General features: G+C 57.6%; 18 protein-coding genes. 10 read left to right on the forward strand and 8 right to left on the reverse strand.

Annotation, left to right across the window (positions count from 1 at the left end):
* Window positions 1–51 precede the first annotated feature (51 nt).
* The 7 genes from ACRZ95_RS14930 to ACRZ95_RS14960 all read left to right on the forward strand — a co-directional run bounded on the left by ACRZ95_RS14930 (window position 52) and on the right by ACRZ95_RS14960 (window position 5,060).
* Window positions 52–222: a sigma factor-like helix-turn-helix DNA-binding protein gene (locus tag ACRZ95_RS14930; protein ID WP_480555137.1), complete on the forward strand. Its 171-nt coding sequence runs from the start codon at window positions 52–54 to the stop codon at window positions 220–222.
* Window positions 223–432: 210 nt separating this feature from the next.
* A complete protein-coding gene (locus tag ACRZ95_RS14935) occupies window positions 433–744 on the forward strand; it encodes a hypothetical protein (protein WP_480555139.1) in 312 nt (103 codons plus the stop codon).
* Between the two features lie 259 nt (window positions 745–1,003).
* Entirely contained in the window at window positions 1,004–1,366 is a 363-nt protein-coding gene (locus ACRZ95_RS14940) for a hypothetical protein (protein WP_480555141.1), read from the forward strand.
* Window positions 1,366–2,037 carry a hypothetical protein gene (locus tag ACRZ95_RS14945; RefSeq protein ID WP_480555143.1) on the forward strand — a complete coding sequence of 224 codons (672 nt, stop codon included), beginning with the start codon at window positions 1,366–1,368 and terminating at the stop codon, window positions 2,035–2,037. The genes ACRZ95_RS14940 and ACRZ95_RS14945 overlap by 1 nt, the downstream gene beginning before the upstream one ends.
* A gap of 32 nt (window positions 2,038–2,069) precedes the next feature.
* Entirely contained in the window at window positions 2,070–3,038 is a 969-nt protein-coding gene (locus ACRZ95_RS14950; RefSeq protein WP_480555145.1) for a hypothetical protein, read from the forward strand.
* 4 nt (window positions 3,039–3,042) lie between these two features.
* The gene (locus tag ACRZ95_RS14955) at window positions 3,043–4,677 is read left to right on the forward strand and encodes a hypothetical protein (protein WP_480555147.1); all 1,635 of its coding nucleotides are present in this window, start codon (window positions 3,043–3,045) and stop codon (window positions 4,675–4,677) included.
* The gene (locus tag ACRZ95_RS14960; protein WP_480555149.1) at window positions 4,674–5,060 is read left to right on the forward strand and encodes a hypothetical protein; all 387 of its coding nucleotides are present in this window, start codon (window positions 4,674–4,676) and stop codon (window positions 5,058–5,060) included. Before ACRZ95_RS14955 ends, ACRZ95_RS14960 begins: the two co-directional genes overlap by 4 nt.
* Window positions 5,061–5,066: 6 nt before the next feature.
* Here ACRZ95_RS14960 and ACRZ95_RS14965 read toward each other — a convergent pair whose 3' ends face one another.
* Window positions 5,067–5,468 carry a hypothetical protein gene (locus ACRZ95_RS14965; RefSeq protein ID WP_480555151.1) on the reverse strand — a complete coding sequence of 134 codons (402 nt, stop codon included), beginning with the start codon at window positions 5,466–5,468 and terminating at the stop codon, window positions 5,067–5,069.
* A 190-nt stretch (window positions 5,469–5,658) separates the two neighbouring features.
* Window positions 5,659–6,630, reverse strand: coding sequence for a site-specific integrase (locus ACRZ95_RS14970; protein ID WP_480555153.1), 972 nt, complete (start codon window positions 6,628–6,630; stop codon window positions 5,659–5,661).
* Window positions 6,631–6,852: 222 nt separating this feature from the next.
* On the opposite strand from ACRZ95_RS14970, the gene ACRZ95_RS14975 reads away from it, so the two are divergent.
* Genes ACRZ95_RS14975 through ACRZ95_RS14985 form a run of 3 tightly spaced genes read left to right on the forward strand, consistent with a single transcriptional unit; the run spans window position 6,853 to window position 9,809 of the window.
* Entirely contained in the window at window positions 6,853–7,491 is a 639-nt protein-coding gene (locus tag ACRZ95_RS14975; RefSeq protein WP_170378937.1) for an acyl-homoserine-lactone synthase, read from the forward strand.
* Between the two features lie 60 nt (window positions 7,492–7,551).
* Window positions 7,552–9,084: an AAA family ATPase gene (locus tag ACRZ95_RS14980; protein WP_170678767.1), complete on the forward strand. Its 1,533-nt coding sequence runs from the start codon at window positions 7,552–7,554 to the stop codon at window positions 9,082–9,084.
* Window positions 9,081–9,809, forward strand: coding sequence for an SDR family oxidoreductase (locus ACRZ95_RS14985; protein WP_170678769.1), 729 nt, complete (start codon window positions 9,081–9,083; stop codon window positions 9,807–9,809). Before ACRZ95_RS14980 ends, ACRZ95_RS14985 begins: the two co-directional genes overlap by 4 nt.
* Before the next feature lie 3 nt (window positions 9,810–9,812).
* Here the strand turns inward: ACRZ95_RS14985 and ACRZ95_RS14990 are convergent, their stop codons facing one another.
* The 6 genes from ACRZ95_RS14990 to ACRZ95_RS15015 all read right to left on the reverse strand — a co-directional run bounded on the left by ACRZ95_RS14990 (window position 9,813) and on the right by ACRZ95_RS15015 (window position 16,437).
* Complete coding sequence (locus ACRZ95_RS14990; RefSeq protein ID WP_170678771.1) at window positions 9,813–10,580, reverse strand: TIGR02186 family protein; 768 nt, start codon at window positions 10,578–10,580, stop codon at window positions 9,813–9,815.
* A gap of 2 nt (window positions 10,581–10,582) precedes the next feature.
* Entirely contained in the window at window positions 10,583–11,503 is a 921-nt protein-coding gene (locus ACRZ95_RS14995) for a sulfite exporter TauE/SafE family protein (protein ID WP_170378929.1), read from the reverse strand.
* A 257-nt stretch (window positions 11,504–11,760) separates the two neighbouring features.
* Window positions 11,761–12,729 (reverse strand): ABC transporter permease, encoded by a 969-nt coding sequence (locus ACRZ95_RS15000; RefSeq protein ID WP_170678773.1) that lies wholly within the window; start codon window positions 12,727–12,729, stop codon window positions 11,761–11,763.
* Window positions 12,729–13,823, reverse strand: a complete 1,095-nt coding sequence (locus ACRZ95_RS15005; protein ID WP_170678775.1) for an ABC transporter permease — start codon at window positions 13,821–13,823, stop codon at window positions 12,729–12,731. The genes ACRZ95_RS15000 and ACRZ95_RS15005 overlap by 1 nt, the downstream gene beginning before the upstream one ends.
* Window position 13,824: 1 nt before the next feature.
* Window positions 13,825–15,354, reverse strand: a complete 1,530-nt coding sequence (locus ACRZ95_RS15010; RefSeq protein WP_170462691.1) for an ABC transporter ATP-binding protein — start codon at window positions 15,352–15,354, stop codon at window positions 13,825–13,827.
* A gap of 84 nt (window positions 15,355–15,438) precedes the next feature.
* Window positions 15,439–16,437 (reverse strand): BMP family ABC transporter substrate-binding protein, encoded by a 999-nt coding sequence (locus ACRZ95_RS15015; protein WP_170468883.1) that lies wholly within the window; start codon window positions 16,435–16,437, stop codon window positions 15,439–15,441.
* Window positions 16,438–16,506 lie beyond the last annotated feature (69 nt).

Below are 16,506 nucleotides of genomic sequence, written 5' to 3' on the forward strand. Positions count from 1 at the left end.
GCTAGTTCCCCCATCTTGGGGGAGCTAGCCCACATAGTCTGGGGGGACACTATGGAGGGCGAATACAAGCGCGGTCAGCGCAAGCTAACAGAAGAAGAAGTGCATGACATAAAGTACGGCGATTGGGATGGGTGGACGCAGAAAGAGATAGGCGACCTTTTCGGCATAACTCAAGGCGCTGTCTGTAAAATACAAACCGGGGTTACTTGGAGAAAAGCATAATGGCGAAGTTAGCAGCACCATACGTAGCCAGAGGCGGCAGAGCCACGACTAAGAGCGCTTTCAATGAGGGAATTTCCGTCCCGCAGAAGGACTTCGACGCCATCGCCAAGCGTAACCCAGCGCTCAAGTCAAAGAACCGCCTAGAACGCTCTGAGGCGATGAAAAAGGAAATTCTGACTGGCGAACTAGCCAAGTATAGGAGGCGCTGACATGCCCGGTAAACTAGATATCGGTAGAGACCCACACTACGGCTTTTATCCGAAGCTAGCAAAGCTTGAGGCCGAGGGAGCCAACGCGGTAGCGGCGTTTAACGATATCAGGTTTTCGCAAGTTACTAGCGGGCCGTATTCGTCTGCCAACGGTCCCGACTACTCGGTAGCTGAGAACCTAAACGGGTCTTACGTGCTGGTTGAGGGCGATACGTGGTTTCTCAGCACGTTCATGGGGCTACCGACTTACAGCCAAGCGTACAAAGACGCTGTGTACGCAAAGGCCGTAGCGCAGTTGCAGAGTGTGGAGTGATGGGAAAGCTAACGCCGCTCAAGCAGACGCCCGCGACCATTGTACGCAAACCGGGGCAGTTGATTGTGCCCAAGAAGCCGCCGAGGAAATCCAGCTAATGCAGATGATACGACACAGACAGCGCGTCATTTCCGCAGTACGCAGACCGGGGCAGGCACTTGTGCCTAACCGTCGCGCAACCACCCAACTAGGTTTTGTGGTAAGCGGTGCTGAGGACTTGGGCGGCGGGCAGTACCGACTGACAGGACCAAGCGACGAAATGTCGATTAGCCTAGACAGCGCAGCCCAAGCGGAGTGGGGGCCGATAGGTGGCAGGTTCAGGCTCTACTTTGATGTCATCAACTGCTTTAAAGGCGGTGTTTTGTACGACACGCCAAAAGGCGACAACTATTTTGACACTCGTAGGTCTATCTGTAGCGACCCGCTGCAAGATGGCGAAACCCAGAACCTTGCGGGCATGATCCCCAGCCAAAACGGTAAATACTACGCGCTGCAACTTACACGCGGCGTACCTGCCAATAGCGACTTGTCCAAACCGCTTTTCAAGGTTCGGTTCTGTAGCAATGTGCCTGCTGGTGACTACGAAACCTACGGAAACTTCAAGCTAGAGAGGTACTTGTAATGTCGATCGGCGGTAAAGCATCCGAGGACAACACTTATAGCTACACTAACCGGGATGCGTTTGACTTTAGCAGCGCAAGCGGCGGCACGTTCATTGATCCGAGCCAAGCACCGTTTCTAGACAGTCTGCGAAGCATGGCGATGGGGCAGTATTCGAATGAAAGCCCTGCCTTTGGCAACACCGCCGCAGCCGTTGATGCAGTTGGTACAGGTGCGGTAAACAACCTAGGCGCTCTAGGTAACACCGAGCAAGTTGTAAACGCGCAGCTTACAGGTCTGCGCTCTGGGCTGGATCAGATACATCAAAAAGGGCTGAACACGCTGGGCGACAATGCTGCCGCCGCTGGTGCCTTTGGTGGGTCACGGCACGGCGTAACTGAGGCAGCGTTAGCGGGCGAAATCGGTGACGCTTACACGCGCGGTTATGGCGACATCATTGCCAATGCTAACCGCCAGTCAATCGACGCCAACCTAGGCGCTATTGCTGGTGGTAGTCAGGCACTAGGCAACGCTCTCACCGGAAACTTTGGGATGCTGCAAGGGCTGCAAGGCTTGCTTGGTGATCCAACCATTCTGAGCAGTCAAGAAAGCATCGGGTTTGGTTCTGACACGACCAGAAGCGAGAGCTTTGGTGACTCTCAAAGCGCAGGGTTCGACATCGGGATTAAGTGATCCCCCTCAGTGGGGGACTTGGAGGATAGACAATGGTAGCACCAGTTTTACTAGGCATCCTTGGGGCGGGGCTTGCTACCCAAGCAGCCGCGCACGGTTGGGCTATACCCAAGTTCAAGGAGCGCCAAGGACAGAAAGCCAAAAGCATTCTGGACGAACTGCCTGACGATGCGGGTATTGACGACAAGCGCCGCGCTCTGATGGCAGGCGGTCTGCTTGACCCTGATCGGTTTGCAGAAATCGGCTTTGACGACGCCGCCAGTAGCCGTGACTTCTTTGAGGCATTGCAGCTTGCCAACACGAACAACGCCGCCGCAATGGATCGCGCTATTCTGGGTGAGGAAGGCGCTAACAATCGCACCCAAATCACTCAGGCAGGCGCAGACAGGCGGCAAGAGAATAGCCAAAACTTCACCGCTGAACAGAACGAGCTAGACCGTCAAGCTGATCAAGACGTGATCACCGCTAACCAGTGGCGTGAGGCTGACGACACGTTCTGGGCTACGCAGAACGCCCTAGAAAGCGTGGTTGCACCAGTCAACAACAACATTGCGATGCGTAACCGCGCTATTGAGATTGCGCAGACGCTGCAAGATCAAGGCAGGATTGGCGGTGTCTTGTCGCCAGAAGAACGCAACGCCCTGATGTTTGAGTTGAGTGAAATCGACGACCAACTGTTCTTTGAATACAAGAACAAAGTGTACGGCGAGGCAGAGCCGCCGCCAGCGGTGCTTGAGCAACTGCGTCAGTCCTACCCAACGTTTACAGACCAGCCGCGTAGACGCTGGAATGAGACGTTGAAGCAGTACACGCGACGAAACGATGAGGACGCCGGGACTGTTCAAGGTGCAATCGACAAAGCGCAGCAGACCATTGACCGGATTAACCAGCGCTTCCCCCAAAGTGGGGGAGGATGGGCGCTAGAGAACCCTGACCAGTACGTTGTTCAACCGTGGCAGTCGGGCGGCGGCGTATCTGACGACGAGGTAGTGAGGGACTAAGCCAATGCAAACCGGACGCACAAAAGACGGTCGCTTTGTCATCAAGCGTACTGAGGATACTACGTGGACCGAAGTACCAGAGGACGTGTACCGCGCCGCAAAGGCAGGACCGGCTGAGGCTTTTGGGCGTAGCGCTGTTGAAGGTACGCGGGACTTAGGGGCTGGCGGTACTGAGCTACTGGCAGGTGGTCTACAGGTTGGCGAGAGTGGGCCAAACTTTGACTTGCTCAACCTCATGCCCGGCGGTGCCTTGGTGAGGCAGGGTCTAAACGCCATGCAAGGCGTCAGCAGCGTTGACGCTACCGAACTTGCGCGTGAAATCCGCACTGAGAACGACCCACGCCAAGAAGCGCTGAGAGAGGGACAGCCCGTCGCTAGCTTTGCTGGTGAAATGCTTCCAGAACTAGCCCTAGGAGCGCCAGCGCGGACTATTCGCGGTGCTATGGCCCTAGACGCCGCTCTAGGGGCCGCTAGGAACCCTGACGACCCGCTTACAGGGGCAACGATAGGGGCAGGCATCGGCGGGGCTGCTAACGTCGTTACAAAGGGCGTCACAAGAGCTACGCAGCGGGGTTTGAACATCGGGCAGAACGTCGTGAACACTGTCAGAGGCAGACCACGCGCTGATAGCGTGAACGCCGCTAGAAATCCTGACCCAGAGTTCACCAGAACTGAGCGCGAGCTTAGGGGCTTTATTGAGCCTAGCCGCGCTGAGCAATTGGGTTTCCGTTTGACACCGGGCGAGCGCATGGCGCTAGAGGCTACCAGCGCTGAACAACTCGCAATTGCTAACCGTATCCGTGACACAGAGGACTTGGTAGCAAGTACGAATATCACTGGTACTGGCATCAGAGGCAGCGACATACCGGGCGTAAGCCGCTTTGCGCGTGACGATCACCGCCAAGCCTTCACAAGCTATATCGGTGACATTCTGGATGAACCCAACGTAGACACGCTGACACCGCGCCGCCTTGGTGACTTGTTGGCTGATACGCAAGCGGTGTTCAAAGAGAACATTGACGAACTGGACGCGCCTATCCCTTCTGCGACCATCGTTGACGACGTGTCAGAAATGGCCGAGGAAATCGGACCTACTGGACAGTCTCAGCTAGCTAAGCTGGCTAAGGATATCCAGAAGCTAGGCGAGGATGGCAACCTAGACGCTCAGGCAACAACGTCGCTCATGAACATACTGCAACGCCGCTCTAAGGCTGCGTTTGATGCAGGCAACTATGAGCTTGGGTCTGCTTACTCAGCGGTGCGTAACTCGCTGAATGACGCGATTGTAGCAGTTGCAGAGGAAGTCAGACCGGGGGCAGCGGTAGAGCTAAAGCTAGCGCGTCAGAGATACGGCATCATCAAGTCTCTGCAACGTGGTAGGGCTGTTGATCCCGGTGGTATCATCAACGCGCAGACGTTCAGCAACAACTACGCCAAGACACATCGCCGTTACGCCAACGGACAGGACGACAGCGAACTAGCGCAGGTCATGGACACCATGAACTATCTGACAGCGCGTCAGACAGGCGATAGCGGCACCGCTGCGCGCCTCATTGCTGCTGGCGTAGGTAGCGCACCAGCCACTGCAGCAGGGGCAGGAGCCGCCGCCGCTGGCTACAACGCACTGTTTGGCCGATGAACGTAGTCACGCCGCCTGAAAGTCTCACTGAGACGCTGCTTAGGTACAAACCTCAGATAGAGGCTGCGTTAGGGTACGCGGATTCCTCCCACAGCTTTGATCAGATTGTGCAAGCGGTACTGTCTGGGAAGCTGCACTTCTATCCGCTAGAAAACAGCTTTGTCATCATGGAGCTACGCCAGTTTGGTAACTGGTCTAGCTATCACTGTTTTCTAGCGGGTGGTCTTTTTGAGGAAATCAACGCGCTAACTGAGATAGCCGCCGACAACGCCCGCAAGCTAGGCGCAAAAAAGCTGACACTGACAGGGCGTAGAGGGTTTGAGCGGCGGCTAAAGCCGCATGGCTGGAAAGCAACGCATATCCTTATGGAACGTTCCCTTTAAATGCAGCTACATCGCTTCGCAGACGAAGAGTAGTGCTGTCACTGTGTCCCTTTGGTCGTCTTCATCTTGTGTCGCGCCAAATAGGTGGGAAAAACCTCCGCGCATTGTATGGACACTAAAATACAAACTGGCTCCGAACTTATCACCGCATTGATACAATCCGGTAGACGTATTTGTGCAGTCTATGTAATCCGAGTTCAGGTCGCCAGCTTCAAGGATTGTTGATCCATCTGTTTTAATGAAAAATGGAGGTCTAACTCTGAAGCCAGACCGCTCCCATCGCCCATTATTGAAAATAAAGCCGATGGCGTCAGAATACTGACAAGCATAAACCTTGGCTAACTCAGCGTTTGCCGTTGTTGACAGCCCAGCAACAACACAAGCTGCGGCGCACAATACTCTTTTCATTTGTTTCTCGTGGTTTGATCGGGAATTACCATACCCGCCAGAGTATGAGGGCGAGTAGTACAATTTGGATAACGGCAAAGCTGGCTAAGACAAAAAATACGGCCTTTATTTGATTTTGTACTGTGTCCCTACTCATCAATACCGAGAGTTCAACACCTTCTAGCGTTGATGGTTCTATTTGCATTATGTTTCACCTTTGATGATCAAGCAGGCTCTCTGGCGTGATATGCGTGTATCGTTTTAAAGTGTTCCAGTTCTTATGACCAGATACCAAGGCCACTTGCGGAACGCCGTAGCCTTTTTCGAACATCCTAGAGATACCTTCATGGCGGCAGGTGTGCGCGGTGATACCTTCCAACCCCGCTTTTTCTACTGCGGCGGTGATAGCTTCATTGACTTTGCCTTGACTGAACGGGAAGGGCCGCAAGGTGGCAGTGCCGCTCAGTATCTCATACGACCTACCCAACAGCGGTACGCGGTCGATACGTCCCCTCTCATGGGGGTCTTTGCGGTCACGAATTGTTATGATCTGCCCGTCAATATCGTTCTTAGTCAAAGCGCACATTTCGCCAGAGCGGATAGGCGTATCTATCAAGAACGGCACAACGTAGGAGGGGATGCGGTTGCTCTGCCAGTTGCGGATAATGGCGTTTTCTTCCTCTATGCTGATGCGCCTGTCACGGTGCTGCACCTTCGGCATATCACCGCCCTTTTCTAGCGACATTCTAGCCGCCTGCACCGCGTCTACATTGGTCTCTATAAACCAAACCTGCTTAGCGTGTTTGAGCATCCCTTGCAGCGTGGCTAGGTCGATCCGCGTAGTACCCAGACCAAAGCGACGCTTTAACGCCCACTCTCTAACAGCGCTTGGCGCTAGCTCATCAGTGGTCAAGTCAAAGTCAGAAATCAGCCGCCCTACAGCGCTAGCCTTGCTCTCTGACCACGTATGGCCCTGCTCTTTTTCATACCGAATTAAGAGTGAACTGATCGGTACACCTACGGGATTTTCAAAACCTGTAAGCTGTTTAGCCTCTAGCAAGCGCTCTGTATCCTCAGCCCACCGCTTTGCTAAAGCCTTGTTTCTAAATGTCTTACTCTTACGCTGGCCCTGCTTATATACCTGCGCTTCCCATCCCGTAGCTGTCTTTTTAAAAGTAGCCATTTCTCACTCACAAATCCGTAAAATTCCCGTAAACGATATATAATTTGGGTCAATCAACGTCAACCAAGTCAAGCCAAAAGCCCTTATTTTTATGGACTATTGCTGTGACATATGAGTTATAATCTTAATAGTCGTTTAAGCAACGTACGGTCTTAGAACAGTAAATTAACCACGACTTCGTACCCCTTTCGTTCCTGCACAGGACGACAAGGGGAATTAGTCATGTTGCGTTATTTGTATGCTGATGAGCTGCATAAATTTCCAGCTTTGGCCGACGGGATGTTTCGCGATCGCGCGGATCAGTTCAAGACCCGGCTGGGATGGGACGTTTACGTTAATGAAAAAGGGGAAGAGCGGGATCAATACGATGACCTCAACCCGCTCTATGTGATTTGGGAGGAGCCGGATGGTAGCCATGGCGGCTCAATGCGGGTTCTGCCGACCACTGGCCCGGTCATGGTGAACGAGGTGTTCGGTCATCTCAACGAGGGCGAGCCGATCTGCAGCCCTCTGATCTGGGAGGTCACGCGCTTTTGCCTATCGCGCACAGCCAGCCCCCATACGGCTGGGGCTATCATGCTGAGCGGCGGTGAAATGATGGAGGGGTTCGGCCTGACCCATATCGCCGGCGTCTTTGATGCGCGGATGATCCGGATCTACCGGTTGATCGGGTCGTCTCCGATTGTGTTGGGGTCCGAGGGGAAAGGGCGCGATCAGATCTCGGTCGGCCTGTGGCCCTATTCCGCGGATGATTGCAACCGCGTGGCCGAACGGGCGGGCATCCCGCGCGAGCTTTCGCGCCTGTGGTTCAAAACCGCGTTCGGCCCGGCGAAACAGCACCGATTTGCGCTGTCGGCTTAGGAGCTTGAAAACCCAAATCCGTATCTGGTGAAGGGTGGCGCGGCCCTGTAGGGTCGCGCCATGTCTTTGCCCAACGTGACCTTCTCAGAAGATCAGGCCGCCGCCTATGACAGCATCGCCGAGATGCTGCGCTCTGCCGGGGTGGACCTTGAAGATGATGCGCTGCTGAAACTGCCAGGACACGGTGAATCGGGCGTTATGGCCGTGATCGGCAAGGCCGGTTCGGGCAAGACCCTTTTGCTGGCGGAACTGTACAAGGCGCTGGCCGAGACGGGCGTTCACATCGTCTCGGGCGACTATGAAAGCCGCAAGTCTCGCGACAAACGCAGTCTGGCGATTCTGGCCCCCACCAACAAGGCCGCCAGCGTTTTGCGCCTGCGGGGGGTACCCGCGACGACCATCCATCGCATTCTCTATACCCCTGTCTACGACCCGGAATACGAACGCATCGCCGAATGGCTTGAGGGCAATGATGAACGGCCCGAGATCGAAGGCCTGACGGATGAGGCGCTGGACCGGGCGGCTGCCTTCTACCAGAACAACAAGTCGATCCCGGGTGCTCTGGCCGCAGCCGGTTTGCGCGGGTCGGATTTCATCACCGGCTGGAAGCGCCGGGAAGAGCCGCTGGATATCGGTTTTGTCGACGAAGCCTCAATGCTGGATGACCGCCAGTTTGATGATCTGAAAGAGATCTTCCCGACATTGCTGCTGTTTGGCGATCCAGCACAGCTGGCACCGGTCAACCAATCCGGCAGCATGGTATTCGAAACCCTGCCCGAGCCGCGCAAACTGACCCTACACCGCATACACCGTCAGGATGCCGACAATCCCATCCTCGATCTGGCCCATGCGCTTGCCGACCCCGCCATGGGGTTTGAGGAATTCGAGCGTCTGGTCGAAGACACCGCGCGTCGCGATGACCGTGTGGTCTGGGGGCAGCGGGTCGAGGTCGACCTGATGGCCCGCAGCCCGGTTCTGGTCTGGCGCAACGCAACGCGCATCCGTCTGATCCAGGCCTTCCGGCAGGTCCACGGCGCACCCGAGACCGAGTTGCTGGAAGGTGAGCCGCTTATCTGCGACGGGATCGAGCTGCCTCTCAAACACCGCAAGAAACGGCTGGATCTTGAGGCGCGCGGCCTGATCAAGGGTGCTCAGGTGGTTTATCTGGGGCCGGGGCGAAAACCCGGTTTCTCTCGCCTGCATGTCATGGGGGCCGAGGACCCTCAAGTCAGTGCCGCGTCGATTGTGCAGATCGAAAAGCCGGATGAAGAGGAACCGTTCATCCCCTATGCAGCGCGTATGGGCGCGACCTTTCTGCATGGGGCGGCGGTCACTATCCACAAGGCGCAGGGCTCGCAATGGGATACGGTGCAGGTCTTTGCGCCAGACATCTACGCCGCGGCCCGCATGGGCCGAACCGAGGCCGGACAACCCTTGTGGAAACGACTGGCCTATGTTGCCATCACCCGCGCGCAGGAACGGTTGATCTGGGTGGTTCGTAATCGGTTGTCCAAACCCACCCATCCTCTGCGCGTCGATGATCTGCGCGCCATACCGGCGGCGACCCTGACACTGGAGGCTGAAGAGACATGAAATCCATCCTCATAACCGGCGCGAGTTCCGGGATCGGAAAAGCCACGGCAGAGCTGTTTCTGACCGAGGGCTGGACTGTTGGTCTTCTTGCCCGCAGCGAAGACAAATTGGTGGAAATGGCCGAAGGGCATCGCAACGCGATCCCTCTGGTTGCGGATGTGACGGATCCGGTGGCGGTTGCGCGCGCCTTCCGGTCTTTCTCCAACAGGGCCGAGCGGTTGGACGTTCTGTTCAACAATGCTGGCATCTTCGCGCCCGGCGGTACGATTGATGAAATCGCACTGGAGGACTGGTACCAGAGCGTCAGCGTCAACCTCAACGGCATGTTCCTGAGCGCGCGTGAGGCGTTTCGGATCATGCGTCATCAAACCCCGCAAGGCGGGCGCATCATCAACAACGGCTCAATCGCGGCGTATGTGCCGCGCCCGAACTCGGTGCACTATTCGGCAACGAAACATGCCATCACCGGGCTGACGCGCAGCCTGTCGCTGGATGGGCGCGATTTTGGCATTGCATGTGGCCAGATCGATATCGGGAATGCCCGCACTCAGATGGTGCAGGGGCTAGTCGATGCTGCGATTGCCGACGGTGCGACGCCCGATCCGACTATGGATGTGGAAGATGCCGCCAAGTCGGTGCTGCACATGGCCAATCTACCGCCCGAGGCCAATGTGCAGTTCATGACCGTGATGGCTACGACCATGCCGTATATCGGCCGGGGCTGAGGGCTACTTTTCGCGGAGCAGACGGAAAGCCGTCGAGGCCCCCCAACCAGCGGCGATTGCGATGACCAGTGACATCAGCCCGTACCAAACGGGCTGTTCGCGGGACATGTTGTAGAGAAACCGCTCCAGCCCCACTTTGCGCACGTCGATCGTGGTTTCGTATTGCGACACCACATTGCCGCCCCGTGTCAGGAAAATACGCGCGGCGTAGTCGCCTTCAGTCAAGTCGGCGGGCATGTCGATGGAGGTGCGGAACAGGGTCTGTTCGTCCACCGCAACCGTGTTTTCGCGGATCGAATACAGGCTCTCGCTTTCGCGAATTCGTACCACGGCATCGGCAAAGTCCTGAGCGGCCTCGATATGCATGGCCGCCCCGACCGAGCGGATGGCCCGCTCGATGGAAACCCGATAGCGGAGATCCTCGGTATTGGTGAGGATTTCTTTGAATGGCCCGCTGGTGGCAACAGCGTAGAAGCTGGGGGCCAGATCGACCTCGACGCTGTCGGAGTTCACCCAGATTCCCAGCTTGCGCTCTTTACGACGCACGGTCAGAGGCTCGGACGGGCCTGCAACAGTGACGATCACCTCAAGCGGAGGGCCTTCGGGGATCGGGGCTTCGCGCTTGATGGCCCCGAAGATCAGAATTTCGGACCCGTCGAACGTAGCAGTAATGGCAACCCGGTCCTGGCTGAGGCCCAGTACCACCTGCTCTTCCGCGGCAGCGGCGGGCAGGCAGAACAGGCACAGGGCGGCGATCAATGAGCGGACCATAGTCAGTGTCCCCCGCTGGCGCCAAGCGAATACAGCTCGGACGGTTCCAGAAGCAGATCAAGTGCCAGCTTGCCACATACGACCAGCACCAGCGCGGCCAGCAAAACCCGCAATTGCTCGGCTGGCATCCGGGCGCCGATCACGGTTCCGATCTGAGCCCCAATAACGCCGCCGACCAGAAGAAGCACAGCTAGAACCACGTCCACGGTGTAGTTCGTGGTGGCGTGCAGCATTGTCGTGAAGGCGGTGACGAAGATGATCTGGAACAGGGATGTCCCGACTACAACCTTGGTGGGCATGCCCAGCAGGTAGATCATCGCGGGCACCATGATAAAGCCGCCGCCGACGCCCATGATCGCGGACAGAACCCCCACGCAGAGGCCCACCAGAACCGGAGGGATGACCGAGATATACAGGCCCGAGGTGCGAAAGCGCATCTTGAATGGCATCGCATGGACCCAGCCGCGCTGACGACGCTTGGCAGGTGCCGCCCCGCCTTTCTTGGCCTTGCGCAAGGCGCGCAGGCTTTCGATGAACATCAGGCTGCCGATCACGCCAAGGAAGACGACGTAGCACAGCGTCACCAGCAGATCGACCTGGCCCAAGCTCTTGAGGTAGTTGAACACGACAACGCCAAGCGCGGCCCCGATGAGGCCGCCGATCAAAAGCACCGTGCCCATCCTGAAATCGACCGTCCTTCGCCTGAAATGAGCCAGAACGCCCGAGAAGGACGAGGCGACGATCTGGTTGGCTTCGGTCGCGACGGCAACTGCCGGAGGGATGCCGATAAAGAACAGAAGCGGCGTCATAAGGAACCCGCCGCCGACCCCGAACATGCCCGACAGAATGCCGACCATGCCTCCAAGCCCTAGCAGTAGAAAGGCGTTTACGGAGACTTCGGCAATCGGAAGGTAAATTTGCATGGCATGCTCTAGTCGTATTGAGTTCGGCTGTGCAAAGCGGTGAACCCGCCGGCATCGGAAATGCGTGCAGCCTGAATATCGGGCGCTGCGGTCACAGGCCTACCACCCGCCTTTGGCAAATACGAGGGGAGGTTTGCACTCTTTTCTATCAGAGGAAACACGCACATACCCTCTTAGAGCGGTTGCGGCATGCAAAATCAACTCTGCATGCCGCTCTGCAGCGAACAGGACCCAGAATTGGCCCTGAACTGGACTTATCAGCGTTCTTTCACGTAAGGCTCGCCACCAGCGCGGGGCGGAACCGCCTTGCCGACGAAGCCCGCGAGAATCACCACGGTCAGGATATAGGGCAGGGCGTCCATCACCTGCACAGGGATCACGATGCCGCCCAAGTCGATATTCTGGAATCGCAGCGCGATGGCCTGTAGCAGGCCAAACAGCAAACAGGCCCACATCGCGTGCCAGGGACGCCATTTCGCAAAGATCAGCGCCGCCAGTGCAATGAACCCGCGACCGGCGGTCATTTCCTTGACGAACCCGGCCTGCAGCGCAGTTGCAAGATAGGCTCCGGCGATACCGCAGAGTACGCCGCAGATGGCGACAGCCGCAAAGCGCAGGCCGACGACCGAGACACCGGCTGTGTCCACGGCAGCCGGGTTTTCACCCACAGCGCGCAACCGCAACCCGAACCGGGTGCGATAAAGGATCCACCACGTCGCAGGCACCATCAAGAAGGCGATATAGACGAGGATCGAATGGCCGGACAGCAGTTCGGAATAGATCGGGCCGATGAAGGGCACCTCACTTAGCGTTTCGGCGAAGGGGAAGTTGATCGGTTCAAACCGGCCTTGCCCGAACAGCGACGGGGTGCGCCCGCCTTGTTGGAACCAGCTTTGAGCAATCAAAACCGTCAGGCCAGAGGCTAGGAAGTTGATCGCCACGCCAGAGATCAGCTGATTGCCCCGGAACGTGATCGACGCCACGCCGTGTAGTGCCGACAAAACCAAAGACGACGCAATCCCCGCGAGCAATCCCAACCAGACCGAGCCGGTCACTGCAGCAACAGCGGCCGAGAAGAAGGCCGAGATCAGCATTTTGCCTTCAAGCCCGATGTCGAAAATCCCGGCGCGTTCGGAATAGAGGCCGGCAAGACAGGCCAGCAGCAAAGGCGTCGCCAGACGGACGGTGGAATCAAGGACCTGGATCAGTGTTACGAACGAATCCATCACTGAGGCTCCTTCCGCAGGGCAAGGAACAGCTTTTCAAGCGGCATCCGCACCATGTTGTCCAACGCTCCGGTAAACAGGATCACCAGCGCCTGAATGACGACGATCAATTCGCGCGGGATGGATGTCCACAAGGCCAGCTCTGCACCGCCTTGATACAGGAAGCCGAACAGAAGCGCCGCGAGGAACACGCCGAACGGGTGCGAACGGCCCATCAACGCCACGGCGATCCCGATGAAACCCGCGCCTTCGGTCGAGTTCAGAACCAGTCGCTCTGCCTCACCCATCACGTTGTTGATCGCCATCAGACCTGCCAACCCGCCCGAGATCAGCATGGCGATGATAGTGATGCGAACCGGCGAGATTCCCGCATAGACGGCACCGGTCTCCGAATGACCATAGGCCCGAATTTCATAGCCTAACCGAGTGCGCCAGATCAGCGCCCAGACCACGAAACAGGCGATGATCGCCACGAAGAACGAAATATTGGCAGGTGCGCCGCGGAACATCACGTTTTCGGCGGTTGAGAACATGGATTGGAAGGTCGGCAGGTGTACCGCCTCGGGGAAGCGCGCTGTTGCCGGGTCCTGCGAGCCTTGCGGGCGCATGACATTGACCAGCATGTAGTTCAGGAAGGCAGCCGCGATAAAGTTGAACATGATCGTGGTGATCACGATGTGGCTGCCACGTTTGGCCTGCAGGTAAGCCGGGATTGCGGCCCATGCTGCGCCAAATACAGCGGCCCCCAGTCCTGCAGCGATCAGAGCGATGCTCCAATGCGGCCAAGGGATGTAGAGACACACCATGGCAACGCCAAGACCACCCAGCATCGCCTGACCTTCGCCACCGATGTTAAACAGCCGCGCGTGAAAGGCTACGGCCACCGCAAGCCCGGTGAACATGAAGTTGGTCGCGTAGTAGAGCGTATAGCCCCAGCCATAGGTCGACCCAAGCGCGCCTGTGACCATTAGGTTCACGGCCTCAATCGGGTTCTCTCCGATGGCGAGGATCACCAACGCCGACAGGATCGTGGCCAACACCAGGCTGATGATGGGGATCAGCACGACGTCGGCCCATTTGGGCATTTTTTCCATCTTACGCGGCCTCTCCCGCAACACCGGCCATCAGCAGGCCCAGTTCTTTTTCATCTGTCTCATGGGGTAGACGTTCACCCATGATATGTCCGTCAAACATCACGGCGATCCGGTCCGAGAGCGAGAAAATCTCCTCCAGCTCGACCGAGACCAGCAGGATCGCTTTGCCTTGGTCGCGCAGGGCTACGATCTGTTTGTGAATGAATTCGATCGCGCCAATGTCGACGCCGCGGGTCGGTTGGCCAACCAGCAACAGGTCTGGGTTCCGCTCAATCTCGCGCGCGACGACGATTTTCTGCTGGTTGCCTCCGGAAAAGCTTTTGGCGGTCAGCCAGCCGTTCGGGGGACGCACATCGAATTTCTCGATCTTGGCTTCAGTGTCCGCGCGCAGGGCGGCGTTGTCCATGAACAGGCCGCGCTTGTAGGCCGGGTCGCGATGATAGCCGAAGGCGACGTTTTCCCAGGCATGGAAATCCATGATCAGACCTTCGCGCTGACGGTCCTCGGGTACATGCGCGATGTGCTGCGCGCGACGCGCCTGACCGTCGGATCCAGCCCCGCTGAGGGGAAGCGGTGTACCATTCAGCTTGATCGACCCCTGACCGGGGCGCATCCCGCCCAGAACTTCCAGCAGTTCCGACTGCCCATTGCCTGCGACGCCCGCAATGCCGACGATCTCACCGGCACGGACGGTCAGGTCGATGCCTTTAACGCGTTCAACACCTGCCGCATCGAACACGCGCAGGTCTTGGACCTCAAGAATGGGTTTCCCGGGCTGCGCGGGCACCTTGTCGACCTGTAGCAGGACCTTGCGGCCCACCATCAGCTCGGCCAGATGCTCAGGGCTGGTCTCGGACGTTTTGACCGTTGCCGTCATCTCTCCGCGCCGCATGACTGAAACGGTATCGGTGTTCTCCATGATCTCGCGCAGCTTATGCGTGATCACGATGATCGTCTTCCCTTCGGCCCGAAGGCGATCGAGGATGCGGAACAGCTGGTCTGCCTCGGCCGGGGTCAGAACCCCGGTGGGCTCATCAAGGATCAGGATCTCGGCCTTGCGATACAGCGCCTTGAGGATCTCGACCCGTTGCTGCATGCCCACGCCGATTTCATCGATGCGCTTGTCAGGGTCGACGAACAACTCGTATTCTTCTTCCAGCGCTTTCAGCTCTTTCCGGGCCTTGGCCAGAGACGGGGCCAGCAGCCCGCCATCCTCGGCGCCCAGAACAATGTTTTCCAGAACGGTGAAGTTTTCGACCAGCTTGAAGTGCTGGAACACCATCCCGATACCCGAGGCGATGGCCGCCTGACTGTCTGGAATGTCGGTCTTGGTGCCGTTGATCCAAATCTCACCTTTATCGGCTTTGTAGAAGCCGTAGAGAATGCTCATCAGCGTGGATTTGCCCGCACCGTTTTCACCGATGATCCCATGGATCGTGCCGGGGGCGACGCTGATGGAAATGTCTTTATTGGCCTGAACCGGCCCAAAGGCTTTGGAAATCCCTTTGAGCTCAATGGCGGGGACTGTCATGTCTTGTCCTTGGGTTGCCGAAGGGCCGCGCGGTTCGCGGCAGAGTGGGACCGAGGCGGAGGTCACCCCCCGCCCCGTGCGATATCAGAACTGCAGCGCCGGGCAGCTGTCGTTCTCGTAGTAGCTGACAACGGAGATGTCGCCGTTGATGATCGCTTTGCGTGCTTCGTCCACGGCGTCGTTCATACGAACCGAGACAAGTTCTTTGTTGTTCTCGTCCATGGCAACACCAACGCCGTCCTCGGCCAGGCCCATGGCGAACACGCCGGTTTCGAGGTTTTCACCCGCTTTCATCGCGTCATAGACGGCCACGTCCACGCGCTTGAGCATCGAGGTCAGAACCTTGCCCGGGTGCAGGTGGTTCTGGTTGCTGTCCACACCGATCGACAGGATGCCTTCATCCGCCGCGGTCTGCAGAACACCAACACCGGTGCCGCCCGCGGCTGCATAAATCACGTCAGCGCCCTGGCTGATCTGCGCTTTGGTCAGCTCGGACCCTTTAACCGGGTCGTTCCATGCGGCTGGGGTGGTGCCAGTCATGTTGGCAACAACGTTGATGTCAGGGTTCACAGCCTTGGCGCCTTGCGCATAGCCGCAACCAAAGTGGCGGATCAGCGGAATATCCATGCCGCCGATGAAGCCGACAGTGCCCGATTCCGACGCCATCGCAGCCATCATACCAACGAGGTACGAGCCTTCATGCTCGGCAAAGCCGATCTGACGGATGTTCGGGGCGTCCAGCCAGGTGACGTCAACCGCAACGAACTTGGTGTCAGGATAGTCGCCGGCAACGGCGGACAGAGGATCGGCCATGGCAAAGCCCATGGTGATCACCGGGTTCGCGCCAGCTTCGGCGAAACGGCGCAGGGCCTGTTCACGCTGTGCTTCGGACTGAAGCTCAATCTCGCGATAGGTGCCGCCGGTTTCGTTGGCCCAACGCTGTGCGCCGTTATGTGCGGCTTCGTTGAACGACTTGTCGAACTTGCCACCCAGGTCAAAGATCAGAGCCGGTTCGGCCAGTGCGGCACCCGCGGTCAGAGCGACGGCGGCGGCAGCGCCCATCAAGGATTTCATCAGGGTCATTTGGTACTCCCGTTGTTTTTGTCGGTTCGAGGTTAAACTAGCCTCGTTTACCCACCTATAGCGAGCATA

Source organism: Ruegeria sp. AI3, from assembly GCF_056541245.1.

Bases quoted from the DNA above. Each gene is read 5' to 3' on its own strand.
- ACRZ95_RS14930 (WP_480555137.1), top strand. From the start codon at position 52: ATGGAGGGCGAATACAAGCGCGGTCAGCGCAAGCTAACAGAAGAAGAA.
- ACRZ95_RS14935 (WP_480555139.1), top strand. From the start codon at position 433: ATGCCCGGTAAACTAGATATCGGTAGAGACCCACACTACGGCTTTTAT.
- ACRZ95_RS14940 (WP_480555141.1), top strand. From the start codon at position 1,004: ATGTCGATTAGCCTAGACAGCGCAGCCCAAGCGGAGTGGGGGCCGATA.
- ACRZ95_RS14945 (WP_480555143.1), top strand. From the start codon at position 1,366: ATGTCGATCGGCGGTAAAGCATCCGAGGACAACACTTATAGCTACACT.
- ACRZ95_RS14950 (WP_480555145.1), top strand. From the start codon at position 2,070: ATGGTAGCACCAGTTTTACTAGGCATCCTTGGGGCGGGGCTTGCTACC.
- ACRZ95_RS14955 (WP_480555147.1), top strand. From the start codon at position 3,043: ATGCAAACCGGACGCACAAAAGACGGTCGCTTTGTCATCAAGCGTACT.
- ACRZ95_RS14960 (WP_480555149.1), top strand. From the start codon at position 4,674: ATGAACGTAGTCACGCCGCCTGAAAGTCTCACTGAGACGCTGCTTAGG.
- ACRZ95_RS14965 (WP_480555151.1), bottom strand. From the start codon at position 5,468: ATGAAAAGAGTATTGTGCGCCGCAGCTTGTGTTGTTGCTGGGCTGTCA.
- ACRZ95_RS14970 (WP_480555153.1), bottom strand. From the start codon at position 6,630: ATGGCTACTTTTAAAAAGACAGCTACGGGATGGGAAGCGCAGGTATAT.
- ACRZ95_RS14975 (WP_170378937.1), top strand. From the start codon at position 6,853: ATGTTGCGTTATTTGTATGCTGATGAGCTGCATAAATTTCCAGCTTTG.
- ACRZ95_RS14980 (WP_170678767.1), top strand. From the start codon at position 7,552: ATGTCTTTGCCCAACGTGACCTTCTCAGAAGATCAGGCCGCCGCCTAT.
- ACRZ95_RS14985 (WP_170678769.1), top strand. From the start codon at position 9,081: ATGAAATCCATCCTCATAACCGGCGCGAGTTCCGGGATCGGAAAAGCC.
- ACRZ95_RS14990 (WP_170678771.1), bottom strand. From the start codon at position 10,580: ATGGTCCGCTCATTGATCGCCGCCCTGTGCCTGTTCTGCCTGCCCGCC.
- ACRZ95_RS14995 (WP_170378929.1), bottom strand. From the start codon at position 11,503: ATGCAAATTTACCTTCCGATTGCCGAAGTCTCCGTAAACGCCTTTCTA.
- ACRZ95_RS15000 (WP_170678773.1), bottom strand. From the start codon at position 12,729: ATGGATTCGTTCGTAACACTGATCCAGGTCCTTGATTCCACCGTCCGT.
- ACRZ95_RS15005 (WP_170678775.1), bottom strand. From the start codon at position 13,823: ATGGAAAAAATGCCCAAATGGGCCGACGTCGTGCTGATCCCCATCATC.
- ACRZ95_RS15010 (WP_170462691.1), bottom strand. From the start codon at position 15,354: ATGACAGTCCCCGCCATTGAGCTCAAAGGGATTTCCAAAGCCTTTGGG.
- ACRZ95_RS15015 (WP_170468883.1), bottom strand. From the start codon at position 16,437: ATGACCCTGATGAAATCCTTGATGGGCGCTGCCGCCGCCGTCGCTCTG.